The sequence below is a fragment of the Pseudanabaena sp. UWO310 genome (assembly GCF_006861605.1).
GTDB lineage: Bacteria > Cyanobacteriota > Cyanobacteriia > Pseudanabaenales > Pseudanabaenaceae > Pseudanabaena.
This window is the reverse complement of sequence record NZ_SELU01000015.1, coordinates 14,450-41,078: the sequence shown is the minus strand read 5'-3', so window position 1 is coordinate 41,078 and position 26,629 is coordinate 14,450. Positions and strand designations below refer to the sequence as shown.

General features: G+C 41.7%; 19 protein-coding genes. 11 read left to right on the top strand and 8 right to left on the bottom strand.

Annotated features, from left to right (window positions below; translation table 11 throughout):
* Positions 1 to 155: 155 nt before the first annotated feature.
* On the top strand, positions 156 to 2,831 hold the full coding sequence (locus tag PseudUWO310_RS06910) for a hypothetical protein (RefSeq protein ID WP_142599995.1): 2,676 nt from the start codon (positions 156 to 158) through the stop codon (positions 2,829 to 2,831).
* Positions 2,832 to 3,068: 237 nt separating this feature from the next.
* Here PseudUWO310_RS06910 and PseudUWO310_RS06905 read toward each other — a convergent pair whose 3' ends face one another.
* Positions 3,069 to 4,718 (bottom strand): DUF262 domain-containing protein, encoded by a 1,650-nt coding sequence (locus PseudUWO310_RS06905; protein WP_142599994.1) that lies wholly within the window; start codon positions 4,716 to 4,718, stop codon positions 3,069 to 3,071.
* Positions 4,719 to 5,595: 877 nt separating this feature from the next.
* The gene (locus PseudUWO310_RS06900; RefSeq protein ID WP_190315936.1) at positions 5,596 to 6,939 is read right to left on the bottom strand and encodes a tetratricopeptide repeat protein; all 1,344 of its coding nucleotides are present in this window, start codon (positions 6,937 to 6,939) and stop codon (positions 5,596 to 5,598) included.
* A gap of 33 nt (positions 6,940 to 6,972) precedes the next feature.
* On the opposite strand from PseudUWO310_RS06900, the gene PseudUWO310_RS06895 reads away from it, so the two are divergent.
* Positions 6,973 to 7,260, top strand: coding sequence for a phasin family protein (locus tag PseudUWO310_RS06895; protein ID WP_142599992.1), 288 nt, complete (start codon positions 6,973 to 6,975; stop codon positions 7,258 to 7,260).
* Positions 7,261 to 7,358: 98 nt separating this feature from the next.
* On the opposite strand, the gene hisG is transcribed toward PseudUWO310_RS06895, so the two are convergent.
* From hisG to PseudUWO310_RS06875, 4 genes are all read right to left on the bottom strand, one after another.
* On the bottom strand, positions 7,359 to 7,994 hold the full coding sequence (hisG, locus tag PseudUWO310_RS06890; RefSeq protein WP_055074012.1) for an ATP phosphoribosyltransferase: 636 nt from the start codon (positions 7,992 to 7,994) through the stop codon (positions 7,359 to 7,361).
* Between the two features lie 460 nt (positions 7,995 to 8,454).
* Positions 8,455 to 10,704 (bottom strand): PAS domain S-box protein, encoded by a 2,250-nt coding sequence (locus PseudUWO310_RS06885; protein WP_223805569.1) that lies wholly within the window; start codon positions 10,702 to 10,704, stop codon positions 8,455 to 8,457.
* A 432-nt stretch (positions 10,705 to 11,136) separates the two neighbouring features.
* Complete coding sequence (locus tag PseudUWO310_RS06880; RefSeq protein ID WP_142600024.1) at positions 11,137 to 12,510, bottom strand: DEAD/DEAH box helicase; 1,374 nt, start codon at positions 12,508 to 12,510, stop codon at positions 11,137 to 11,139.
* Positions 12,511 to 13,030: 520 nt separating this feature from the next.
* The gene (locus tag PseudUWO310_RS06875; RefSeq protein ID WP_142599990.1) at positions 13,031 to 13,918 is read right to left on the bottom strand and encodes an ion channel; all 888 of its coding nucleotides are present in this window, start codon (positions 13,916 to 13,918) and stop codon (positions 13,031 to 13,033) included.
* A 377-nt stretch (positions 13,919 to 14,295) separates the two neighbouring features.
* On the opposite strand from PseudUWO310_RS06875, the gene sfsA reads away from it, so the two are divergent.
* Both sfsA and PseudUWO310_RS06865 read left to right on the top strand, forming a co-directional pair.
* Positions 14,296 to 15,027, top strand: coding sequence for a DNA/RNA nuclease SfsA (gene sfsA, locus PseudUWO310_RS06870; RefSeq protein WP_142599989.1), 732 nt, complete (start codon positions 14,296 to 14,298; stop codon positions 15,025 to 15,027).
* A 652-nt stretch (positions 15,028 to 15,679) separates the two neighbouring features.
* Positions 15,680 to 16,207: a porin family protein gene (locus PseudUWO310_RS06865; protein ID WP_142599988.1), complete on the top strand. Its 528-nt coding sequence runs from the start codon at positions 15,680 to 15,682 to the stop codon at positions 16,205 to 16,207.
* Positions 16,208 to 16,373: 166 nt separating this feature from the next.
* Here PseudUWO310_RS06865 and PseudUWO310_RS06860 read toward each other — a convergent pair whose 3' ends face one another.
* The gene (locus PseudUWO310_RS06860; protein WP_142599987.1) at positions 16,374 to 16,607 is read right to left on the bottom strand and encodes a hypothetical protein; all 234 of its coding nucleotides are present in this window, start codon (positions 16,605 to 16,607) and stop codon (positions 16,374 to 16,376) included.
* A gap of 92 nt (positions 16,608 to 16,699) precedes the next feature.
* Here PseudUWO310_RS06860 and PseudUWO310_RS06855 point away from each other — a divergent pair, with 92 nt between their 5' ends.
* The 7 genes from PseudUWO310_RS06855 (at position 16,700) to PseudUWO310_RS06825 (ending at position 25,518) form a co-directional block, all read left to right on the top strand.
* Positions 16,700 to 16,930: an Hfq-related RNA-binding protein gene (locus tag PseudUWO310_RS06855; RefSeq protein ID WP_009626374.1), complete on the top strand. Its 231-nt coding sequence runs from the start codon at positions 16,700 to 16,702 to the stop codon at positions 16,928 to 16,930.
* A gap of 271 nt (positions 16,931 to 17,201) precedes the next feature.
* Positions 17,202 to 17,894, top strand: coding sequence for a Uma2 family endonuclease (locus tag PseudUWO310_RS06850; RefSeq protein WP_142599986.1), 693 nt, complete (start codon positions 17,202 to 17,204; stop codon positions 17,892 to 17,894).
* Positions 17,895 to 18,045: 151 nt separating this feature from the next.
* Positions 18,046 to 19,182 carry a hypothetical protein gene (locus PseudUWO310_RS06845; RefSeq protein ID WP_142599985.1) on the top strand — a complete coding sequence of 379 codons (1,137 nt, stop codon included), beginning with the start codon at positions 18,046 to 18,048 and terminating at the stop codon, positions 19,180 to 19,182.
* A 290-nt stretch (positions 19,183 to 19,472) separates the two neighbouring features.
* Positions 19,473 to 21,350, top strand: coding sequence for an AMP-dependent synthetase/ligase (locus PseudUWO310_RS06840; protein ID WP_142599984.1), 1,878 nt, complete (start codon positions 19,473 to 19,475; stop codon positions 21,348 to 21,350).
* Between the two features lie 59 nt (positions 21,351 to 21,409).
* Positions 21,410 to 21,874 carry a YlqD family protein gene (locus PseudUWO310_RS06835; RefSeq protein ID WP_009626370.1) on the top strand — a complete coding sequence of 155 codons (465 nt, stop codon included), beginning with the start codon at positions 21,410 to 21,412 and terminating at the stop codon, positions 21,872 to 21,874.
* 64 nt (positions 21,875 to 21,938) lie between these two features.
* The gene (locus PseudUWO310_RS06830) at positions 21,939 to 23,525 is read left to right on the top strand and encodes a B12-binding domain-containing radical SAM protein (protein WP_142599983.1); all 1,587 of its coding nucleotides are present in this window, start codon (positions 21,939 to 21,941) and stop codon (positions 23,523 to 23,525) included.
* A 376-nt stretch (positions 23,526 to 23,901) separates the two neighbouring features.
* Positions 23,902 to 25,518, top strand: a complete 1,617-nt coding sequence (locus PseudUWO310_RS06825) for a B12-binding domain-containing radical SAM protein (protein ID WP_142599982.1) — start codon at positions 23,902 to 23,904, stop codon at positions 25,516 to 25,518.
* 299 nt (positions 25,519 to 25,817) lie between these two features.
* Here the strand turns inward: PseudUWO310_RS06825 and PseudUWO310_RS06820 are convergent, their stop codons facing one another.
* A complete protein-coding gene (locus PseudUWO310_RS06820; RefSeq protein WP_142599981.1) occupies positions 25,818 to 26,414 on the bottom strand; it encodes a Uma2 family endonuclease in 597 nt (198 codons plus the stop codon).
* Positions 26,415 to 26,629: the final 215 nt, after the last annotated feature.

Sequence of the window (26,629 nt, the reverse complement as noted above, 5' to 3'; positions counted from 1 at the left end):
CATTAAGATATGTTAAAATATAAGAAGAAAAGAAGAAAAAGTTTTCACAATCAGTTGATTTAAACTAGGCAATCTGATCTCGCTTCTAACAAAAAAGCATCACTCCTTCAATAGTGATGCCTACCTATTCGTATATTCATTAATAAACAAAAGAAATGATTAATAACTCTATTCCTACTAATATTATAACCCATAAATTGTTGCTAGACAATACGCAGTATCAGAGCAAGCCTACTGATATTGGTGCAATTAATAATAGAATCGTAAACCATCCTAAAGATATTGATATCATTGAATTTAGCAACCAAATTACAACTCCTAATGGTAAAAGTTGGATTCCTGCTTATCTTGAAGGTGCTAGAAAGAATGATGCTTGGAAATCACAATCAGTTTTTGCACTTGATTTTGACAACAAAAATTCTAAAACAAAATCACAGGTTGCTAGTCCTTTAAGCTTTGAACAAGTACTAGAACGCTTGAAAGATTACCGTTTAGATTGTGCATTTGCTTACACTACATTTAGTCATGCTGATAATTGGCAAAAGTATCGCGTAGTTTTTCAAATTAACGAACCTGTTGTAGATAAAGGAGTTCGAGATGCAATCCAAAATGCACTTATGATGATATTTCCAGAATGCGATAAAGGTTGTAAAGATGCTTCTAGAATCTTTTTTGGAGGCAAAGATATCATCTATACAAACTATGACTACTACTTAGATTTACGCTTGCTATTTCAAGCTGCTGATTTTTATGCAATTAAGGATTCAAGCAGTAAAAACATGAAGCGCGATCTAACTACAGCAAGAAAAAATATGGGTGTGAGAAAAATTGAAGCAAATACGATTACACCTATATTTAATAATATAGAGAAAACTGTAAATGCTTCAAAAATCAAAATCATTGATAATGTCGATTGGGATAAACTTAGGAAACAAGTTAAGATCCTTGATGACTTTATGAACCCTGATATCAAACTGTTAGATCCGCAACTCTTTGGACTTGCTTCTAACTTGATATATCTTAGTGGTGGTCAGGACTTATATAAAAAGTGTCTACGTGCTAACCCTGATTATAACTACAAAGAAAAAATACAAAAGCTTCATTACTGTAAAACCTCAGATTATCTACCAATGAGGTTGGAACACTTTTCCCCTTATCAAGAAGATTGGTGTTTTTTAGATCTACTAAATACAACCCAAAAGAAGAAGATTGTAAGATTGAAGCAGTTTCAAGGTATGACAGTAGAGAAGGCAAGACAACTGTTAATAGACACATTAAAAACTGTGATTGCAACACAAGATACTTATATTCATATCTTTAAAGTCGCAACTGGTTTGGGTAAAACGAGCGCTTGTATGAATCTTAGTAATGTTCTTTTTGCACTTCCAACTCACGATCTAAAAAATGATGTGTCATTGCTAATGCAACAAAAACAAATACATCATAGTTGTACACCTAGTGATGACATGCTACCTCAACATGTTAAAGACAAAATATCTTTTCTTTACACTATAGGAGCTAATGCTGAAGCTACAAACTACTTAAAAGAAATGTCTGAAATTTATCCAGAAGTCAATGATTATCGATTACAGAATTTTAGTTGCTATAGATCGCAAGAAACAGTGCTTACAACCCACCAGAAAGCTTTATTTATAGATTGGGGACATGACACAATTATTTTTGATGAAGATATATTTCAAGTGTTACTACCTATTGAGTTTATTGACCTAACTGACCTCTTGCGTCTTGAAAGTAAAATTAACAACAGCAACGATAAGGCGAAAGTAACAGCATTGATTAACGACATTAGAGAAGGGAAGGCAAACACACCTAGAACTATGGATCTTATATTTGAGGATTTAGAGAGCATAAGAGATGAAGTACTAAATTGCTCTGCTTTTAAATCACCTATATTGCACTTTTTTAATGCTCTTTATTTTCAAGCTGAAGACGCAAAATCTGGTGACATCACAAAAATTCGTTTTATTAGTAATTATACCGACAGGCTACCTCAAGACAAGAAAATTATTATCATGTCCGCAACTGCTGATGAGACTATCTATAGTTGCTTATTTGGAGATCGCGTAAAGTTTTATGATATTTCTAATGTAGATACTACTGGCTTCATTGCTCAAGATACTACATACTCATTAAGTCATAGCTCTCTTAATGAACGTCTTAACTACATGACTGAACGATTAAAAGAGAACGGTCAACAAACCATTACTTTTAAATCATATGGCGAATACTTTATGAGCAAAGGAGTAGATATTGTTGAAGATATATATTTCTATAACTGTACGGGACGTGACAAGCTAAAAGGCAAGAATATTAACGTAGTTGGAACACCACACCGTCATCCTATAGAACTTGCTTTATATGCAAAGGTATTAAATCTACCTGTTGTTACCGATGATTTTGACATAAAAAACTTCCATCAGCAAACCGTAGAACACAATGGGTTTAGATTCTGGTTTAACACCTATAACAATCTACACTTGAGAAATCTTCAGTTCCATTTCATTGAATCAGAACTCATACAAGCTGTCGGTCGCGCTAGGGTAAACACCGAACTATGCACGGTTAATCTTTACTCTAATTTTCCATTAAAAAATGCTTGTGTTACGGATGAAGAAAAAGAACTAGGTTTACAGAGCTTTGTACTTAGAAAGAATAGTTCACCTCCTGACTTTGTTAATGAAGATGACCTGTATATACCTACAGATATTACAGACACCGATTATTGCTATGAGAACAATGGAAGCTTTGAATATGATTCATTACCTTGCGATCTGATTGATGCTACTGAGCTTGATTATTCATATATGTAGGGATACAAAGTAGGTAGACATACAACAGCCTACCTACACAACTAACTTTTCTTTCTATGGTCTTTTGAAGTGTCAACAGAATGTGCCATTTATTGCGTTTACAGCCTCTTGTATCCCCTAAACATGGAAACGTAAGTAAACAACCTTGCAAGTCTTAAAATGCAAATAAACATAGAAAGAGAAAGTTTAGCTTATCTATATGAAATCTTTTTTTTGATTTTTCTAATCAGCTATCTACTAATCAATAATTTCAAAGTCGCCAGTAAAGCTAAATAAACTAGCTATATCCTGTAAAAATTGCTTGATTTCAGTTCTCCCACCACCTACATCAAAATACAATTTTTTGTTATCTAAACTTACTCCAACTTCTTTGAATTTTTTCAATTGATACTTAGATTTTGCACTTAAACTTGCATTTGTCCCAATACATTCAAGAGAAGAAAGTCTTTTTATGTCAAATTCACTATCTTGAATTCTTTCAGAAATAAATACCAATACAAAATCAATTAGCTCATGAATATCATCAAAAGCATAGTCTGAGCCGTCAAGGTGTGCAGAAATGGGAGTCTTGAGGGTTTTTCTAGTATTTGACTGAGTAGTTTCAGTTCGCGGAGAGTTATATTTATGATAAATCTTCCCACCGTAATAATCAGCTTCATCAAAGGATTCAAGTCGATTACCTGTTGCTGAACATACTGGATTATTTGCAAAACTAGTCTTCTTGTTCAACAAGTTTTGTTTAAATGTTGTTGGATCTTCAATAATTTTCTGAAGCTGATTTTTCCAAATCCCTACACGAATGCTAACTTTATGGTTGGTTGACCTACTAACCGCATCAATAAAGTTACGATCATAAGTCGATAAGTCTAGAAAATTGTCGTAAATGACATCTGTTAAGTCTTTAATATCTTCTTCTTCGTATTCAGCAAACCCTAGCATCTGAACATCAAATATTGACTGGTTAAGAGATGCAGCAAATTCTGCCCTATCTTTTTTTACAGAAAAGCTTTTGAAATGATTCCCATTAAAAACTAGAGAAACCATTCGAGTGACTTTATCAAGCAGATTCTCTAGTTCTTTGATTGTTTTCAGATTTGGATAAGCAGTAGCATCTTTCTCACTTTCAATTCTTGCTCTCATATAATCATTGAGTATTTCAGCACGAGAGTCGGGATATTGATTGCTTTCAGGCTTATAAAATTCATATAGAGCAAAGAATCTCAATATAAGCTCTACATTTAGCCCTCGGTTCTTATCAGGCTTGCCCTCTTTGGGGACTTGGAATTTTGGAAATGGTGCTAATAATTCTTTATATTGAGCGTTTCTACTACAATCATGAATCAAAAAATCATTAAATGCACCATGAAACATACAATTCCTTAGTTCCTGAGCATTTAAGGATACAGAACCTTGGTTTAGTCTGCCAAAAACTTCAAACTGTATTTCTGGATGAGTATCACTTTCAATAATGATAATGTTAATTTCTCTCTCCAAAAAGATACCGCTAATATTAGGTGGTAGCGTTGGAAAAGTTGTTTGATTTAAATCAGCTAATGTGTCAAGGTTTGAAAGTCTTAATTTCCCTCCATAGAAATTTTCTAGTGTTGTTAGTCTTTGCACTCCATCAATAATTTCAAAAATAGTAGTGCTTGCTTCATCACTAAACTTTTCCAAAAGGAATAGAGGCGGAATAGGAATATCCATGAATATGGATTCAATAAAGCGACACTGTTTATCCGTTTCCCAGACAAACGTTCGCTGATAAGAAGGAATTGTAATCTTCGCACTCTGAAGATCTGCAATCACATCTCGAATAGTACGAGTAATAGTTTTCTTTTTGACTCTAACTTGTTTTAAACGAACAGAAAAGTCATGTCCTACTGCCATTTATATGCCTCCTTAAAATTTGTACTCATTTTGAAGTTCACGTACTCACTCACAACACCTGTAGCTTTTTTTCAGCTTTTTTAACTGCTACGTCATCATCCAACATAAGCTACCTACGCTTTTTTTGTATAACCTTGCTTAGATAAACATAGGAACAGGAACTATTGTCAAATACTTGTTATCCCAAAACCACATCAATATTCTTTGAAGAACAGTTTGGACATCTTGCTGGAGGCGTATTCTTTCTTGATTTCCACTCATAACCACATTTGTTGCACTGCATTGCTCCATACCATTTATTCGGATCATTCAGAACGTCACTGTCTTTCAATAACGAGGCTGCTACGCCAACACCAAAAGGAATTAGAAACCACCACATAACATACTTTTATATAACTTTTCCTAAACGAACAATACAACCAACTTTAAAAGAAAGCTACAGTCTTACGAAAGATAAAAAATTAAACTGATTATTATCTTAATTTGCAGCATAATAACCCAACTATAGCTTTGCTCAGTATAAGTACTCATAGAAGAAATATGATCTACTGTTGTGTCACAAGGAGAAGTAAGTATAAGTAGATACTTATGTTTTATTGCCCAAGCATCACTTTTTTCTATGGCTATCTTTCTAGCCTTGCGATAAGTATAAATACTCACTATAGGATTATGACAGTCAGGCTTAGAGCTTTGCTTACAATATTGTTGATAGTCAAGGGAAAAAGTAACCTATCCACAATAAAAACCTCAATAAATAACCGCAATAAACTATTGCGGATCTATGAAATGCTTGCTATAATTGGGTTTCAAGAGTTACAAGCATTCCCTTGGTAAGGGAAAGGTCACGGGTTCAAATCCCGTTGAGGGCTTACTTAATTTACTGATTGCCACGATCGCTTTCTAGATCAAAAATCACCTTTTGCCAGTACCAAATTTCAGGCATATTAGGATGTTCCTGTTTAGCAATGTCGATGAGGCGTTGAGCGATCGCCATATTACCACCCACCAATAGTAATAAGCGTTGTTGCAATTCCAGACTAGGCATTTGCATGAGATTTACTGTTGCGTTAGCAATGACCTGTTGGCTTTTTGCCTCTTTGGTTTGTTTTTCTAGTTCCGACTGCCAGAGACTAATGCGGGCTAGGGCATAGCGATAGCGTTCCGTCAGCGATCGCGTAAACCAAATATTCGCTGCTTGTTGATAATCCTCGATCGCTCCTTTCAGATCGCCAAAGTCATACCTAGCGTCGGCGCGATCACAATATAGTTGCGGATTAGTGGGATTTAGAGATAGCGATCGCGAAAAGTCTTCGATCACGGCTCGATAGTCCTTAAGTTTGGTATAGGCTTTGGCGCGATCGCTATAAACATCGACCATGCTGGGATATTCGCGGATTAACTCGTTAAAATCGGCAATCGCTCCCCTTGCATCACCGATTTCGAGGCGGATGCGACCACGACCGAGGCGGACTTCGATGTTATGTGGTTCTAGGAATGTGGCTTGATTGAGATCCTGAATTGCTAGTTGAGTATCACCGAGTTTGCCAAGGACTAGCCCCCGCAAACAGAGAGCCTTGACGTTTTGGGGTTCGATTTGCAATACCCAGTTGAGATCGATCAAGGCTTGGGTATGCTCGCCTTGATCGATCTTGGGCTGGATATCTGCCAGAATATTGGCAACTGATGGGGGTAACAAGGTTTCTAGCGACTTATAGCTCTCGATACAACGGCGACAGTTCTCTTCATCCCGTAATTCTAAGAATAGATGGGCAGCCTGTTTATAGGTGGCGATCGCCTTTTCCCATTGCTGCTGTTGCTTGTAGGTTAAGCCTAGTAATTGATGGGCGATCGCTGATTTGGGATTAATTTCTAGAGCCTGAGCAATGTCAGTTTGTGCGCCAAGGATATCGGCGATCGCGATCCGAGTCATACTGCGAGCCACATATACATCAAGCGCATCAGGATTGAGCATAATTGCTTGGTTATAGTCGGCAATGGCTCCTTGGCGATCGCCTAGATCGAAGAGAATTAAACCACGCTGATAATAGGCTTCGGCTAATTGAGGATTAACATCGATCGCAAGGCTAAAGGCTTGTATAGCGCCATAGCGATCGCCTGACTTTGCCTTGGCTAAACCCTGTTGAAAGAAATCTTCATGAAAATCTGTTGGCATGACCATACTTGTTCCCCAAGCTATAGCGATATGATAAATGAAACTCATACTTTTGCAGTGCATTACTCAGGAGTTATTGCCATGCCCAAAAAGTCAAAAGATATCAAATATAAGATCGAAACAACATTGCATACTGTCGCTGACGCAGCCCAACAACAGTACGAAAAAAATTTTAAAAAAGCCCATAAAAATGTCGATAAGCAGGTCAGCTCAGTACGCGATCGCCTTGAAGAGTTTGATAGCTGGGCGGTAGATTCCGTCAACGAAGCCTTAGAAAATGTTGAGAAAAAACTAGAAAAAAAAGTTTCCAAAACCATGAGCCGCATCCAAAATGCAGCAAGATCGGCGTGGGAAAAGCTTACTGATTAAAAAAATGATGCTTGCCGCACAAAGCCCAAACAAAAAGCAGGGAATGGTAGCGCGAAGAGCTACCATTCCCTGCTTTTTTTGGGCTTTGTGCTTGGGCTTTAGCGAGAACCAACCTGCATTTGCTTCATCAACTTGCCAAAGCGATCGCTATTCAAACGATAACTAAGTGGATGCCCGATCAATCGCGCGGTGCTGTGATATAAAACTTCAATTTCGATTAACCCATTATCTTTGAGGGTTTTGCCCGTCGAGACCAAATCCACGATCGCCTCAGCCATCCCTGTAATCGGACCAAGTTCCACCGAGCCATACAGAGGAATAATCTCGACAGGTAAATCAATGCTGTCAAAGTAGGTGCGAGCGCAACCCACATACTTGGAAGCGATACGGCTATGGGGTGGCAAGTCCAACGGCGAACGATAACGACTTTCGCCAGAGACCGCGATCGACATACGACAGCCACCAAAACCTAAATCGAGCAATTTAGCCACTTTAGGAGTTTTTTCCCGCAAGACATCTTCTCCCACGATGCCTGCTTGTGCCTGTCCATATTCCACATATACAGGTACATCTTGCGCTCTCACCAGCAGAGCCTTAGCTGAGCCCGTCGGATCGGTGATTTGCAGTTGACGGTTTGAAGCATCAAGAAAGGCGCTAAAGTCAAGTCCCACTCCTTGGAGCAATTCAATAGAGTCTTTTAATAGTGAGCCTTTGGGCAATGCGAAGGTGAACATGGAGTCGGGCTGCTAACAATATGGTTGATCGTGAATGCGCGATCGCGCTTCTTAGTAATTATCGCGGATGGTGCGCTCATTTTATAGACTTATAGGCGATCGCCAATAGCCTATTTCGTTTACAGCGCTTTGCGCTCAAATCCAAACCAAGAAAGTTTTTGAAAGTGTTGCAAAGCAACACTTTCAAAAACTTTCTTATGGTTCTTTTGATCGAAAATTGCTGTAATACCAATTCACGAAAGTGTGACAACACTTTTGTTAATTAAAAACCAAACCCAGTAATGGTTTTCAAAGCTCAAAATGGCTACGCCATTTTGAGCTTTGGTATAAGTAACGTCAGTTCGGGTTAAGCTGGCAAATTTTAAAAGTCCAAAGGTAAAACCTTGCTGCGCAAGGCTTTTACCTTTGGACTTTGAGAAAGGGTTTGCGTAGCAAACCCTTTCTCAAATATCGTTTCAAATTATCCCGAACTCACGTTACCTATTAAAGCCCCTAACAAATTACTATCGTCAAAGATTGCCTCAGTTATATTTGCCTCTCGCAAATCTGCCCCCCGTAAGTCCGTACCCCGCAAATCTGCGTATTGTAAGTTTGCATTGTGCAAGTTTGCCCCCCGTAAATCTGCCCCCCGTAGATTTGCGGCTTGAAAATTAGCGTGGCTACAGTTGCTTCCATTAAGAGCCGCCCCACTCAAGTCGGCTTTCTGCAAATCGGCTTTGACAAAATAAGCCCCTCGCAAATTCAATCCTGCAAAATTACGTTGACCAACTTGATACTGCGCGAGCAAGGTATTAGCAACGGACAGGCTAAGGTTAGCGATCGCTTCTGTCCCAGCGCGAACTATTGATAAATTGGAGGATTTCCCGAATTGGAGCCTTTGAGGATCGTCACTATCCGCAGCAAGGGAAGCCTCTAACTCATCGATAATCCGCAATACCCCAATAATTTTGCCATGGGGATCGTGAACTAGAACGGTTGAAATACTCACATTAATCCAACTGCTATCGCGAAGCTGCATCGCCATCTCAAATCCTTCAAGGGGTTTGCCAGCTAGAGTATCGAGAATTGCTGATTGTAATTCTAAGGATTGAGATTCAGAAATATGCGGTAGGGAGTGGTTAAAAGTAATGGAACTATTCCAAGCAAATAGCTTCTCGGCGGCGGTATTCCATAATAAAACCTTTCCGTCAGGACTAACAATATCGATCGCCACTGGAACCGCCTTAATCACTGCGCGTAACAATTCATTAGTCCGCTGAAGACTAGATTCGGCTTCACCTCTCTCACTAATATCAATACATACGCCATCGGCAAATACAGCGCCATTGTCAGTCAGGTAGTAACGGGTTATATTTTGTACCCACTTCACTTCACCTGTGATCGTGATAATCCTAAATTCATGACGGAAAGTTGCCAGTTTATCGAAGCCAGCCTTGATCAGAGCCTTAAACTGATCGACATCTTCGGGATGAATTAAATCCAATAATTGGTAGGGAGTAGCAGTCGCATATTTCGGCAAAACACCAACTAAATCAATTAATCCATCGCTAATAAATGGAATTGAAATAGCCCCATCGGAGGAGATGGCGAGACGATAGAGGGTTGCGGGCATACTCGAAGCGATCGCTGCCAATCGCAGTTCGCTCTCTTGGAGGGCAGATTCTGTGCGTTTGCGTTCCGTAATGTCACGGGAATTAATGACTAAACCCTGTACATTCGCATCCTGCAAAAGATTGCAGCAGACTGATTCTAGATAAATCCAATTCCCATTCATATGTTGATAACGCATCACAATGGGAGTTGATACAGATAGGGTATCTACTGACTGAGCCAAAAAGTTTTGAAAAACTGGTAAATCTTCAGGATGGATAAACTTGACATATTTCTTGCCGATTATTTCTTCAGGCATATAGCCCAAGGTCTTAAACAAAGCGGGACTGCAATAGTGAATCGTCGTATCTATATCGAGAATATTCACAATGTCAGAAGAATGCTGCATCATTGCGCGTAACTTTGCTTCGTTGCGAGTGAGATTGCGAGAAATACGTCGTTGTTCTTCCCGTTCGACTCGAATTTGGCGATCCATCAGATTCAGTTTCGCGTTCATTTCTGCAACACGAATTTCTAATCTTTGATGGGAATGTTGCAGCTTTTCAACTTCTTGCTTCCGTTGGGTAATATCCTGAATCCACCAACGCATCCCCGTGACCCTGCCATCGATCGGCATCCGAATGCTAATAATAGTGAAACTGGCATCAAAAGGCTGTCCTGTCGGAAACTGCATCCGAAAATCTAAACTTTTAATGTTTTGCCCTCTTTGCAACTGACCAAGCAAACGCTTAAATTGCTCTTTATAGGAGGGATAGACGAAGTTTTCTAGATTTTGTCCAATTGGATGCGAACCAAACATCAATGTAGCCGCACGGTTAGCTTCAGTAATATCACCTTGAGCATTGGTAACAAAGTAGCCATCAGGGGCAAAATCAAAGAGTTCGCGATATCGATCTAGTTCCCCTGCAAGGGATTGCTGATGAACTTCTAGTTCTATTAAACTTGCTCGTAAAACGTTAAAAGCATCTTCGAGATTAAGCGTTCTCGATTCAGCCTTAGCGTCAATTTCAGTGGAAGATGGTATGGGCAGTAAAGCAATTTGCTCTAAATCTTGCAGTTGCTGAATCGAAGTGGCAATCAATTCGAGACAAAGACGCATACCCATATACAATCCATACTTTAACCAGTCTTCTAAGACCTATATAGTATAGCAACACCAAGAGGAGAAGAGGGTAGATTAGGCTTTTGCGGATCAAAAATGTCCCATCCTTATACCAAAGCTCAAAATGGCTACGCCATTTTGAGCTTTGAAATTGAGCTTTGAAAACCCTTACAGGGTTTGGTTTTTAATTCACAAAAGTTTTGTCTCACTTTCGTGAATTGGTATTATTTATAGGACTCCAGAGGATGAGTGGCGGCGCGAAGCGCCGCCACTCATCCTCTTTTGTTAACGTGGGTTCGGGATAATTTAAAACGAGCTGTGATACCAATTCCCAAAAGTGTGGCTACACTTTTGGGAATTGGTATCACAGCCCAGCAAGGGTTTTAAAATCACAAAATGGCGTAGCCATTTTGTGATTTGGTATTAGTGCTAGCGATGGGGGCGAGATTCCGAGCGTTCAGAGGTGGAGGGCTGAGTTAGTTTTACTGTCGTTTTAACTAACTGTTTTTTCTGTGGGTGAGTTGGCGCTTTGCTTGAAGATATCGGTTTGCCGATCGCTCCACGATCACCACGATCGCTGCGATCGCTCTGTTGATTCCGTCGTGGCTGATGCTTTTGCTGCCTGCCTACTTGGATGGGTTCGGGTTGGGCGCGGGGATCGGGCTCGAAGCCCTCAATAATTTCATGGGGTAGCGATCGCTTGATTAGTTTCTCAATATCGGCAAGAAATTTACGTTCGTCTACACATACCAAAGAAATCGCCTCACCTGAAGATCCCGCCCTTCCCGTACGTCCGATCCGATGCACGTAATCCTCTGGCACATTCGGCAACTCATAGTTAACGACTTGCGGTAGTTCGCTAATATCTAAGCCTCGCGCGGCAATATCCGTAGCAACTAAAACTTGCAGACTGCCATCCTTAAATTTCCCAAGGGCTCGAGTACGGGCGGCTTGACTCTTATTTCCGTGAATCGCCATCGCCACAATATCATCTTGATGCAATTGCTTGACTAGGCGATCGGCTCCATGTTTTGTACGGGTAAAGACCAATACTTGATACCAATTATTAGTCTGAATCAAATGGGTTAGCAATTCCCGTTTGCGATCGCGATCGACGGGGAAAATTCTTTGAGTCACTAAATCTGCGGTAGCATTTTGACTGGCGACTTCAACCATCACAGGGCGATCGAGAAGCGTGCTGGCAAAGGTTTTAATATCATGGGAAAAGGTTGCCGAAAACAACAGGTTTTGACGTTGTTTCGGTAATAGAGCCAAAATCCTTTTAATATCCCGAATAAAGCCCATATCTAACATGCGATCGGCTTCGTCTAAAACTAGGACTTCCACCTGCGAAAGGTCTAATCGGCCCTGCTGAACGTGATCTAGCAAACGCCCAGGGGTTGCTACCAAGATTTCAACCCCACCTCTAAGGCGATTGATTTGGGGATTGATATTTACGCCACCATAGATTGCCATCGAGGTAAGGGGCAAATGTCTACCATACATCCTTACACTTTCTTCGACTTGGGCGGCAAGTTCGCGGGTAGGGGTGAGAATTAAAGCTCGAATGGGAATTTTCCCATTTGACGACCGTTTGACGCTCTTATTTGATAGTAGGTGCAAAATCGGTAGGGTGAATCCTGCGGTTTTGCCCGTTCCAGTTTGAGCACCTGCTAAAAGATCGCGACCTGACAGTACGACGGGGATCGCTTGCGATTGAATTGGGGTGGGCTTGGTATAGCCACGGGCAGCGACAGCGCGCACGATGAGATCGGACAGTCCTAGCGCCAAGAATCCCTGCATTGACGAGGAATTAAGTTCAGAAGATTTTTTCAGTACAGAAGATTTCGGTACTGGAGGGGCAATCGGAGAAGAAGACATAGAACTCCAAAAAAATTATCGGTCTGTCGCTGTTAGCGTTGCCATTTATTAGTCGTACCAAATCCTTAGAATCTTGTGGCATTTCTAAGGAGTTAAAACCTTACCCAGAGGGATTTTAAAAATTCAGAAATATTTTTATTTATATTTTTATTTAAATATTTTATTTAAATATTTTTGAATTTGGTGTCAGACGGATCAGAGACAGAAATTTAGTTAACGTGCCGACAGTATCAATGACTGGGAGCAGACACTGTAGGGCTCTATCTTAGCATTAGAAAAGAAAGATTGCCAGACAATCTTTCTTTTCTCAATTGCTTCTAAATTGCTCCTACAGCAATTATCGATTAAACGAACTACAAGAAAATTTTTGAAAGCGTTGCAAAGCAACGCTTTCAAAAATTTTCTTGGTTTGGGTTTGAGTGCAAAGGGCTGTAAATTGCTCCTAAATTGCCGTAGTCTCATGAAAATGGGTGTAATCAAGATAGCGATGCCCATCCTTTGCCGTATGAATAACATCCATAAAACGGCGATCGTACAGAAGATTGCGAGATGCATACATATGTCGCGCATGAATTGTACCTTCAATCGTCTCATCAACCCCTGTCAACGACACGAGGATCTGAGCATGTAATCTTTCCATTGTTTCGTTGGTTATGCCATAGAGCGGACTGTTCTCATCAATGATATGCATTACAGTCCATGACAGTAAAAAAACAGGAGAATGATCGCGGACTAATTTAAGCTCGTGCAAGCGGCGCATTCTATGACCTTCAACGGTTATTTCGTCAATCATGAGGAAAACACTGAGTTTTGCCTCCAGAATGTTATTTCTCCTCTCATTGGCTGTGCGAAACATGAGTGTGGGGATGCCATTGTAGTCGTGAATCGTGGCTACTCGGCTAAACATGACACGCGAAGAGGATTTTGCAAATCTCGTAAAGGCTATTCCTGTAATGACGGCAAATAACATCAAGCTGGCAATGGACTCTAAGGTTACAATCAAGTTTGCATAAAGCGTATGAGGGTTCATGACTCCATAGCCAATCGAAGCGAGGGTCTGAACGCTAAAGAAGAAAGCCTCTAAAAAACCAACTTTTTCAATACCTGCGATCGCATCAGCATCGAGTAAATAAAGAACCGCAAATACTGCATTGAGAAAGATATCAAATCCTACAACGATCGCCACAAACCCCAGCCAAGGAATAGTTAACATGAGGTGATATGGATCGCGAAAATAAGAATACCAAGAGTTCCCACCGACGACCTGAAGCACTCCATCTCGCTGTTCGAGTTTGATTAGGGGCGGATGGATTTTGCGTTTGATTCCCATATTAACTGACCCACCAATAGCTTTTCCTCATCATGGTAATATGGTCAGCACAATGCGCTTTTCCTAAGATCAATTCAAAGAGCAATATTTTAGAAATTAAGTAAGTAACGTCAGTTCGGGTTAAGCTGGCAAATTTTCAAAGCCCAAAAGTAAAAGCCTTGCTACGCAAGGCTTTTACTTTTGGGCTTTGAGGAAGGGTTTGCGTAGCAAACCCTTCCTCAAAGCCCGTTTTTAACTATGCCGAACTTACATTAATTACATTAAGTAGTTCGGCATAATTCATACGAAATCACAAAATGGCTACGCCATTTTGTGATTTTAAAACCCTTACTGGTTTTGATTTTTAATGCAAAGCGCTATAAATTACCCATTGAAAAATGATTCAAGTTCATACCTATCCCGATCTGATTGAAGGTCGTCTTGTTAGTCGCTACAAACGGTTTTTTGCGGATATCAAATTAGATAACGGCGAAGTTATCACCGCCCACTGTGCAAACACGGGACCAATGACAGGAGTTTGCCAGATCGGGAGTCCTGTCTTAGTTTCCTACCATCCCAGCCCTAAAAGGAAACTAGCCTATAGTTGGGAAGCCATTTATATCGATGAACAATGGGTCGGAGTCAATACTAGCCTTCCCAATCGTGTGATCGGGCATATGCTCGATCGCCATTTGCTCCCCGAACTAGAGCCTTACCATACGGTTAAGGGGGAGATTACCTATGGCAAGGAAAAGAGTCGGATCGATTTTCTGTTGACTAATGGGGAAGATCATCCTCAAAGCCCCAATCCTCACAAAACCTACGTGGAAGTTAAAAATTCCACATGGTGTATTGGTAGTTTGTCCCTATTCCCAGATACCGTTACGACGCGAGGACAAAAACACCTACGGGAACTGATGGCGATAATTACGGAAAATACTGCTGCGGTCTTAATTTTCTTTATTAATCGTGGTGATTGCGATCGCTTTGCAGCAGGAGCCCAAGCCGATCCCGAATATGCCAGACTCCTACAAGAAGCGATCGCTAAAGGTGTGAAAGTATTGCCCTGTCGATTTGCGATCGAACCAACCAAAATCACCTATCTGGGATTAGCATCTCTCGAAGTTTAGGCTATAGCCACTTAATCAAACCCCAAGAATTGATTGGCGGCGCAAAGCGCCGCCAATCAATTCTTGGGGTTTATGTCTACACTTGGCGACAGCTATATCTTAATTTATTGGTTGGCAAGAAAGTAAAAAGCAGAGGGGATTTTTTGATTCCCTCTGCTTTTGTTGAGTTTGTTGAGTTGGATAATTAACCATCTGTAAAGGGTTTAACGATTTTCCAAAAAGTGTATGGAATTCCAAGACTCAAAACAAGACAAACCGTTAATTCTGCCATAGGTCAAGGGACGGGTTTTGTATAGTCAAATTTTAGTTAGTAGTATGGACTACTTCTATAATCTTTTACCATACAAATTTAGCCATATTTTCGCTATCTCCAGTTGGGTGATATAGCAACGTAAGGTTTGTTTAGGACATAAACCGCCAAAGATGAGTGGCGGCGCTAAGCGCCGCCACTCATCTTGGCGGTTTGATTATTTCTTACGTGGCTATATTTAAGACGCTTTTAATAAGATTGCGGCGCAATTAAATTTTTGCCTAAAATTTTTTCGCCAAACTGTCAAACTTGTGATAGTCTGTCTCCCTGACGGGGTTACTCCGAAAGCTTAAGTAAAAAACTAAGTAAATAAATCGTTTCTCACACAAGGAAGTGATATCTGTGAAAAATCTAAATAACTTAAATAAAATTTTGATAGGTTTATCCACTTTAGGATGCCTGTCAGCGATCGCTAATGTTCCTGCCGCCCAAGCACAGCCCGCTTATGGTAGCTACGTTGGTGTCGGCGCAAGCTTTGGTTTTACTAGTGGGAACACCAGCGCAGGCGAAAGTTCGCGCACATCTGGGCTAGTTGCAGCACGTTATAAGTTTCTAGAATTTCCTGTTTCTGTGAGAGCTCAAATATTGATTGGCAATAGTACCGCCGTTGTGCCCACCGTTTCCTTTGACGTGCCATTAAACTTTGATACTGATATTTACATTGGCGCAGGCGTATCCCTGTCTAATACAGTGGACACCACACCTGTAGGCAATAAAAATAGTTTTGTGATTCAGCCTGGAATTGACTACACATTGCCCAACAGCAATCTAGTACTATTTGGTAACGTGATTTTTGCCTTTGATGCCTATCGCAACTCTTCTGGTACATCCGCAACTTCGTTGCAAACTGGTCTAGGCTTAAGGTTCTAGTAAAGGCATTATTCATCATGTCTCCACAACAAAAAATAATAAAGTGCCATTGAAGGAAACGGCACTTTATTTGCATTGCAGAATATATTTCAATTTGCTTAGTTCCGTCTTTTGGAGGCAAACAATGATTTTAGATCGTCGTCATCCATAAATTGCCATCAGTAAACTATAAAAGAATTTCCCAAAATAACAAAAAAGCATTGCCGAAGCCTTTTGGCTTGGTTCGCGATCCAAAGAAAATTGATATTCTACCAAGACTTGCTTTGCCATATTTGCTGTAGAGAAGAATGACAAATATAGCTACAGTCACTTGTCTTAGGACAAATCGCCCAAGAATTGAGTGGCGGCGCGGAGCGCCGCCACTCAATTCTTGGGCTTTGATTTCCCAAGCAAAACTCACATTGCTATACCTTTAGTTACAAGCAAATAACAAGAGCGTAATTTAATCCAAATTAAGATGATAATATTCGTAAAACTGTTACAGGTAAGACGATGAGCGCACCAGCACCAACTGCAACCAAGATCGGACTTAACACCTCTCTGCCCAGTATTCGCCGCATTCACGGCATTATTCGCGATAAAAACGAAGTTGAGATCAAGCTACTCACAGGAGATCAACTGCGGGGCAGAATTGTATGGATTGATGACCAATGCCTTTGTATGGATGCATCTGGGCATAAAATTGTGATCTGGCAACATGCGATCGCTTTCATTAAGAGTTAACTAATTTTTTTAGCTAATTTTTTTAACTAATTTTTAAGCCATAAGGTAATTATGGGTGGCGCAGAGTGTTGCTCATAATTACCCTGTCTAGATGACACTGTCGTGTCTGGGGCTCAAAAATGGTTTCACTAAAGCTGCAAAACCTGTAATACCAATTCCCAAAATGGCATTGCCATTTTGGGAATCTCAAAACCTTACTGGGTTTGTTTTTTAATTCACTGAAGTGTTGGCTCACTCTCGTGAATTGGTATAAAACGTTTATGGAGTAAATATGGCTTCATCACCTTCCGTAGCGAAGTCACCGCTTGTGATTAAGTGGGAGAAGTTAGCCGATGATGTCCAGTTAGAGGAGGAACCTGTGGAAAACGAAGGACAACCACTTTTGGCTGGGGCTTTGCGAGAGAGCTTGGAACTGGCGGATTGGATTCAACCTGAGATGCTGATTGCATCTAACTTAGGGTTATGTGCCACTGTCAACGATACATTATCGATCACGGCACCAGATTGGCTATACGTTAGCTCCGTCAAAAAATTAGAATCAACGGGCGATCGCCGCAGCTATACCCCCATTCTCGAAGGCTCAATTCCCAACTTAGTGATGGAGTTTCTATCTCGCCATGATGGGACTGAATATTCCGTAAAGCGGACATTGCCCTTTGGTAAATGGTTCTTTTACGAACAGATTTTGCATGTGCCCATATACGCTATTTTCGAGATGGTGACGGGTCGGCTAGAGGTCTATCACTTGGATAGCGATCGCTATGAATTAGCGCAGCCTAATGCTGATGGACATTTCTGGATTGAATCCATGAAATTGTATCTAGGTGTATGGCAAGGTAAAAAAGAAGGAAGGGATGGCTATTGGCTCCGTTGGTGGGATGAGCTTGGCAATATGCTGCCTTGGGCGATCGAACTTATCGAAAGGGAACGACAAGGATCTGATGCATCTGTTCTAAGTAGCTAGGCATAAGTAAACTTAAAAAAAACCAGAGAGCATACCGCCCGCTGCGCGGGCGGTATGCTCTCTGGTTTTTAAAAACACAAAATGGCGTAGCCATTTTGTGTTTTGGTATTACGAAGAGATGGTTATGAAGTAGTGTTTATGAAAGCGGTGTATGAAAGCGGAATTTTATTATAGTCAGCGCAAATACGAATGCATTGTGGTTTCACTGTCGCAAAATAATTCTCCCGATGCCCCAAGTCGAATAGAAACAAAAGAATTACGTATCCGTAACCATGAGGGCGAAGTTCTAGCGGTTCGGCAAGGTCAAAAAACGGCTTTACGTGGTAAAAGTCGGGCGACTTCTAAGGTCGTTGATATCTTAAAGAATGATTATTACAACTTAATTAAAGCTGCGGTCAATGCGCTGGATTTAGCGGAAAAGCATCGGCTGATTGCAGATAAAGATGAACAAATTCGCTTGCTTAATGCGGAAATTGCTATTTTTAGGGAAAAGTCAAATCTCTCAGATTCCGAAAGAGCGGAAATAGTTCAATTAAGAGATCAAATTAGCACCTTATCCGATCGCCAAAATACTTCTCCTTTTACCTATAATCAACTGGAAACAGAGAATAAGCTCTTAAAAAGATTGGGTAACAATGCTTGGCAAAATCTGGAGATATCGAGTAAAAAGGATCTTCTAAGCGCCTATAAGCACAAATATCTCGTGGAAGCGGATATTTTTACCGAAAACTTTTCTGACTATAAGCCTTCCTGTCTCTACATAGCCAATGTGGTCGAACGAGAAATCGTGCAGGTTTTCTTTAAGAATTTTTATCATTTCCTATGCTGCCAAAACCCAAGTCATAAGGAATTTACGATCGCAGGAGTAAACCTCAGACCTAGAGGGAAATATACCATTGGCAACTTGCCCTATCTAATTGCTGAGGAATGGGAGACTTTTAGCGATGAAATTTTAAATAGAGAGAGTTTAGCAAGTGAGGATCGCGATCGCCTTTACTATCGCAAATTCTGCGATCGCAAAATATCAATTAGCGATCGCCAATTAGTCAATCAATTTTTAGCCCAATGGGAGCATCCAGTTTCTCTATGGTTATCGGGAAGTAAAAAAGCAGCTAGTAAAATCGATCAAGTTGCAAAGTTGAGGAATCTCACGGCTCACCCCATGCCCATATATAAATGGCAGTTTACTGAATTGTGGTTGTTGGTGATTGGGGGGAAAACGAAGAGTGGTCGCAGTCAAAGGGGAATACTCAAGGAAATCCATGAAAAAGCCAATGGAAACCATTAGAAATCATCTATAGAAATAGCTGGAAATAGCTTGCCTTAGGACAAAATTAAGCCGCAAGAAGAGAAGGGCGGCGCTTTGCGCCGCCCTTCTCTTCTTGTAAGTGGCTGGGCATAATTAAAGCCCAAAAAGATGTAGCGCACGCGCAGCGTGCGCTACATCTTTTTGGGTTTGATATTTAATTGCGCCCAGCTACTTAGTTATAAATTAATAATTAAATTAATAATTGACTTTTAGCTAATAATTCTAATAATCAAAAATAATAAAATATTCAGTAAGACATTTACCTACTTATGGATAAATTTTTTAATCCTGCTCAAGCTTCTAGCCTCTGGCAGCTATGGGAGCAAGGGGCAAACAACCACCCCGATGCGATCGCCCTCCACGATCCCCATGCCAAGCCTCCCGTGAGAATTTCCTATAGGGATGCTTTTGCACAGATTAATGCCTTTGGGGCGGGCTTGCGATCGCTCGGAGTAAATTTTGGCGATAAAGTGGCTCTCATTGCTGACAATTCACCCAGATGGTTGATTGCGGATCAGGGGATTTTAGCGATCGGGGCAGCCAATGCCACCCGCAGCTCTCAAGCCGAGCGGAGTGAACTGCTATACATTATCGAGCATAGTGATAGTGTGGCGATCGTCGTCGAAAATCTTGCCACCCTTAAAAAACTGGAACCAGAACTGCATACCTTACCCGTGCGGCAGATTATTCTCCTCTCTGACGAAACACCACCAGAAGGAGCTTATAACTTTCAGCAGATCATTACCAAAGGATTGGGACTCGATCTGGGCAATCCTCCCATTCAACGCGATACCCTCGCCACATTGATCTATACATCGGGTACGACAGCGCGACCGAAAGGGGTAATGCTTAACCATGGCAATTTCTTATTCGAGATCGAAGGGGCGCAAGCAGTATTAAAACTGAATGTCAGCGAAAAAGTACTGAGCATTTTACCCACTTGGCATTCCTACGAACGTACGTTTGAGTATTTCATTTTTTCCCAAGGCTGTACGCAGATTTACACCAATCTCCGCACGATTAAAAAGGATTTACGCGAACATAAACCTGATTACATGGTTGCCGTGCCGAGGCTATGGGAATCGATCTATGAAGGGGTACAAAAACAATTTCGTGAGCAGCCTACCAGCAAGCAGCGTTTGGTAGATTTCTTCTTAAAGGCGAGTCAGAAATATATCACTGCCAAACGGGTCGTCCAAGGCTTAAATGTCGCGAATCTCTCCCCTTCTCTAGGCGACAAGTTAAAGGCTTCGGTGGTAGTTTTAGCCCTCTGGGCAGTTCATAAACTCGGTCACAAATTGGTATATCAAAAAGTCCGCGAAGCCACGGGAGGCAATTTCAAGTACATCGTCAGTGGTGGTGGCTCGATCGCCGAACATCTTGAAGATTTCTATGAAATTGTTGGTATTGAAATTTTGGGAGGGTATGGTTTAACTGAAACCTCACCGATTACCCATGTACGTCGCCCTAACCGCAATATTCGAGGTGGGGATGGACAGCCTTTAATCAAAACCGAAACGCGCATTGTCGATATCTCCTCAAGAGCCGATCTACCCGTCGGTCAACAAGGATTGGTATTAATTCGTGGACCTCAAGTCATGCAGGGCTATTACAAAAATCCTGAAGCTACAGCCAAGGCGATCGATCCGCAGGGTTGGTTTGATACGGGGGATTTGGGCTATGTCAGCCCGTGGAATGACCTCATCATTACGGGTCGGGCGAAAGATACGATTGTCTTAAGTAATGGCGAAAATATCGAACCGCAACCGATTGAAGATGCCTGTATTCGCAGTAACTATATCGATCAGGTCGTTTTAGTGGGGCAAGACCAAAAACAGCTTGGGCTATTGATCGTTCCCAATCTTTCGGCATTGGAAGCCGCAGGGCTCATTGCTCCCGATTCTAATTTGGCGAATATTTTACCAGCCTTAAACGATCCCAAGATCCGCAGTCTATACCGCGAAGAAATCAATCGCGAGGTGCAAAACCGCCCAGGATATAGCGTTAACGATCGCATTGGCATCTTTGAGTTCTTGCCCGAACCCTTTACGATCGATAATGGATTCCTTACGCAAACATTCAAGATCCGACGTAACATCGTATTTGAGCGTTATCAAGATATTATTGTCAAAATGTTTACTGCGTGATCTGCGAAAGTCTTCGCCTCTCAAAGATCTCGTAAACCCTTAACAAATTGGAGATAAGTGTGAATTCGATTGATTTTTCTAATCAGCTTTTGTTACGTCGCACTGCGAACATTCAAGTGATTGTGACGCAACGCTGGAAAGAGGAAATGCAGCAACAACTGCAACAACAAATTGCTCAGATTGATGCCCAAGTCCAACAAGTCGATGCTCAAGGCTCTCGTCAGATTAACGAAATCGAACGTCAAAGCATCAAGCCCTTTTCTGCCGAAGTAGCCAATGCGATCGAAAGCATTCGCGCAGAAATGAATCGGGTTAAGGCAGAATTACTCGAACAAAAAAATCAATTGCTCACGCAGTTGACCCAAGTACAAAATCTAGAATTAGAGCAAGAAGTTTCTCAAGGGCAACTGGATAGTTATTTCCCCGCCAGCAAAGGCGATAACTTGATCGCTCAGATGCGAGTCGAGATCGTTTTACGCGACGGTATCATCGAAGATATCCGCACGGGTTTCCCTGCTCTCTAAATCTTAAGCTCATCGTCCCTAGGGCGATGAGCTTAAAGTATCCGCCCACTTAGCCCCCAAAGGTATGAACGTTCTACTGGTTTACCCACTGTTTCCAAAAACATTTTGGTCCTATGAAAAAATCCTAGAGCTAGTAAATCGTAAAGTATTACTACCGCCTCTAGGTTTGATTACTGTTGCCGCGATCCTGCCTCAAGAATGGAACTTTAAATTAGTCGATCGCAACGTGCGCTCAATTACTGAAGCTGAATGGCAATGGGCGGATATGGTCATTCTCTCGGCGATGATCGTACAGAAAGACGATCTGTTGTCCTTGATTAAAGAAGCAAAACGTCGCGGCAAAAAAGTTGCCTGTGGGGGACCTTACCCCACCTCTATGCCCGAAGATCCGCAATCGGCAGGTGTAGATTATCTAATTTTGGATGAGGGTGAAATCACCTTGCCCATGTTTGTCGAGGCGATCGCGAAGGGGGAAACCAGTGGCATCTTCCGTACCAGTGAAAAGCCTGATGTTACCAGTACGCCTGTTCCTCGCTTTGATCTGTTAGATTTTGACGCTTACGACTCGATGTCGGTGCAGTTCTCCCGTGGTTGCCCCTTTCAATGCGAGTTTTGCGACATTATCGTACTTTACGGTCGTAAACCCCGTACCAAGACCCCCGCGCAGTTATTAGCTGAATTGGATTATCTCTATAGTCTAGGCTGGCGAAGGGGCGTATTTATGGTGGATGACAACTTCATCGGTAATAAGCGTAATGTGCGCTTACTCCTGTTGGAACTGAAGGAATGGCAAAAAGAGCATGGCTATCCTTTTCGATTTAATACCGAAGCTTCCATCGATCTAGCCGCCGATCAAGAACTCATGGATCTGATGGTAGAATGCTATTTTGATGCGGTGTTCCTCGGTATTGAAACCCCCGATGAAGATAGCTTGCAGATGACTAAGAAGTTTCAAAATACGAGGTCATCCCTGCTCGATTCGGTGGAAGCGATTACCAAGACTGGGATTCGCGTCATGGCAGGTTTTATTATCGGCTTTGATGGGGAGAAACAGGGAGCAGGCGATCGCATTGTCAGATTTGCCGAACTTACGGGCATTCCGACGACCACCTTCGCTATGTTGCAGGCTCTACCCCACACGGCGCTCTGGCATCGGCTCGAAAAAGAAGGACGTTTGCGAACCCAGAATGGGAACTTGAACCAAACCACCTTGATGAACTTCGTGCCCACGCGCCCTGTTGAGGAAATTGCCCGCGAATATGTGGAAGCATTCTGTGCTTTGTACGAACCCCATGCCTATCTCGATCGCGTTTACAGCTACTTCTTAAAACTCGGTGCGCCAAAAGTGCAGGTAGAAGCAAAACTGCCTACACTTACTGATCTCAAGGCATTAGCCATTATTGTCTGGCGGCAGGGGATCAAGCGCAATACCCGTTGGAAGTTCTGGCATCATCTGTTCAGCATGATAAAGAAAAATCCTGCGGTTTGGGAACATTACCTGATTGTTTGCGCCCACAATGAACATTTCATGGAGTACCGCGACATCGTACGCCGCGAAATTGAATCGCAATTAACAGCATACTGGGAAGAAGAAGAACGCTTGAAGCTTCTTAATCCTGTTCCAGAGAGAGAACTAGATCTAGCCAGCTAAGTAGCTAGGTGCAATTAAATCTAAAAACCAAAAACCTGTAGCATGGGCTGCGCTCTTGCCACAGGTTTTTGGTTTTTAATTATGCCCAGCTACATAAATAAGGTGATAAGGTTAGTTAAGTTTTACATTTAAGTCAGTCAAGTTAATCATTTTATATATCAAATCAATCTTGCCACCGAAAAAATAATTATACAAAAATTTCTGGTGGGGATTTGAAATTAAGACAATATAAGTAACGTTACTCAAAAACTTTTAATTCTTGTTAATAAGCAAGTCTTATTAACAAGAATTAAAAGTTTTTTTATTTGAAGAAAGTAATGTTTCATTCTATGCCTGAAACACTGCTTTTAAATCCTTTAATTTATCCCCAAATATAATGCGTGTTTTACTCGTCTATCCGTTATTTCCCAAAAGCTTTTGGTCATTTGAGAAAACACTTGAATTAGTTGGTTTTAAAGCTCAGCTTCCTCCCCTTGGGATGGTTACAGTTGCCGCAATCTTGCCGCAATCTTGGGAATTTAAACTTGTCGATCGCAATGTCCGCGATATCACCGAAGCTGAATGGGAATGGGCAGAAGTGGTGATTCTCTCGGCGATGATTGTCCAGAAAAATGATTTTCTCGCGCAAATTCAAGAGGCGAAAAAGCGGGGTAAACTAGTCGCTGTGGGCGGTCCTTACCCTACGGCTCTGCCTGAAGAAGCGAAGGTCTCAGGGGCGGATTTCTTAATTCTCGATGAAGGTGAAATCACTTTGCCGATGTTTGTAGAGGCAATTGAAAGAGGCGATCGCAAGGGGCTTTTGCGCTCCAATGGCGAAAAACCTGCGGTTACCGATACACCTATTCCTCGTTTTGACCTCCTCGAGATGAATCGCTATGCGGAAATGTCGGTACAGTTTTCCCGTGGATGTCCCTTCCAATGCGAATTTTGCGACATTATCGTTCTCTATGGTCGGAAGCCACGCACCAAAACTCCCGCACAAATTCTAGCGGAGCTGCAATATCTCTACGATCTCGGTTGGAGACGGAGTATTTTTATGGTCGATGATAACTTCATTGGCAACAAACGCAATGTGAAGGTGATGCTGCAAGAGCTAAAGCCTTGGATGAAAGAGCGTAATTTCCCATTCTCCTTTGCTACGGAAGCCTCGATCGATCTTGCCCAAGATCCCGAAATGATGCAGATGATGGTGGAATGTAACTTTGGTTCAGTATTCCTCGGTATTGAAACCCCAGACACCGATAGTCTTGCCCTCACGAAGAAGTTCCAAAATAATCGTGATCCTCTCTCAGAATCGGTGATTAATATCGCCAAAGCGGGGATTCGCGTCATGGCAGGATTTATCATTGGCTTCGATGGTGAGAAAAAAGGGGCAGGCGATCGCATTGTCCAGTTTGTGGAGCTTACCGCCGTCCCTACTGCGCTATTTAGTATGCTACAAGCCCTGCCCGATACTGGGCTGTGGCATCGTCTGAATAAAGAAGGACGGATGATTACCCAGAATAGCAATGGGCATCAAACTACGTTGATGAACTTTATGCCCACCCGTCCATTGGAAGATATTGCGACGGAATACGTTCACGCCTTCTGGACTCTTTACGATCCCCTCGTCTTTCTCAATCGCACCTATCGCCATTTCTTGATTTTGGGTGAATCGCAGTACAAGCGAATTAAACGGGAGAAAACCGATCAGAAAAGGAAAACGGATTGGACGGCAATCAAAGCCTTACTCATTCTCTGCTGGCGACAAGGTTTCGTTCGCAAAACCCGTTTCCAGTTCTGGATTAATCTCTTTGACCTGATGAAGCGTTATCCTAACGTGGTCACCAGCTACCTATCCGTTTGCGCTCAAGGCGAGCATTTCCTCGAATATCGCTCGATTGTTCGCGAACAGATTGAAGCCCAATTAGCGGATTATCTAGCCAATCCTCCTGTACTTCAGCCCAAGGTTCAGTCTGTGGAGAAAACGCTGGATTTGCAAGAAGTGAAGTAGCGATCGCAACGTAAGCAAAAGTGCCGCAAAGCGGCACTTTTGCTTTAGAAACCATTTAAGAATTGGATAGATCCCCCCAGCCCCCCTTAAAAAGGAGAATTAAATTCTTCCCCCTTTTTAAGGGGGATTGAGGGGGATCTCTTAGAGTTTTTGACCGCAGAAAGTAATTCTTAAATGGTTTCTTATACCAAAGCTCAAAATGGCTACGTCATTTTGAGCTTTAAAAACCCTTACTGGATTTGGTTTTCAATTCATAAATTTAATTCGCAAAAGTGTTATCACACTTTCGTGAATTGGTATTATTCAAAAATCTGGACTAGGGGACAGGAAAAATTTGGTAATAATGGTGAAGTAAGAGTATCGCTAATAAATAAGGTCATCGCGAGTTTAAGAACTCCATTTTCGCGGCGATAGATTTGGAGTTTCTTTTCTCGCCAATCAGCGATCCAATATTCTAAAACTCCCTGTGATGAATAGAGCTTTAACTTAACCTCGCGATCGCGTCTTTCGTTCTCTGTTCCTGCTGATAGGATTTCGATCGCAATATCAGGCGCACCCAATAGATGCCCAGCATCATCAATCAAAGCTTCATATTTCTCTTTGCTGACCCATACCACATCAGGGATCACATCATCCTTATCACCAAAGATTACACCTGCGCCCAAAGCTGTTTCGCCCAATTTAGTAGCGATCGACCAAGTATCTAGAGCAGTAAAGAGTCTACCGCAAGTTTTTTGATGTTTCCAATGGGGCGCTCTAGTCACAAAAAGTTCTCCATTAATAATTTCATAACGGTTGCCGTTTTCGGGTAATAGTTCGAGGTCAGCGCTTGTCCAGAGGAGCTTTTCTTCTGGGGCATTGGCTGAGATATCAGGAGGTGCGATCGCTGGAGTCATGATGGTTTCCTAAGCAGAGCGATAGGGTGATTATAGCAATCAGAGCATGGTAAAGCCCAGAAGCTTGTGCTGCCTACATAGCGAGCAGCACAAACTATCTGAATTAGAAATTCTTAGCCTATAATTTTATATAAATCCTTAGCCAAGAGTTAACTATGGTAGCCATCAGCGAAGAGCGATCGCTGTCTAGCATTACTTCAGAAATCATCTATCCC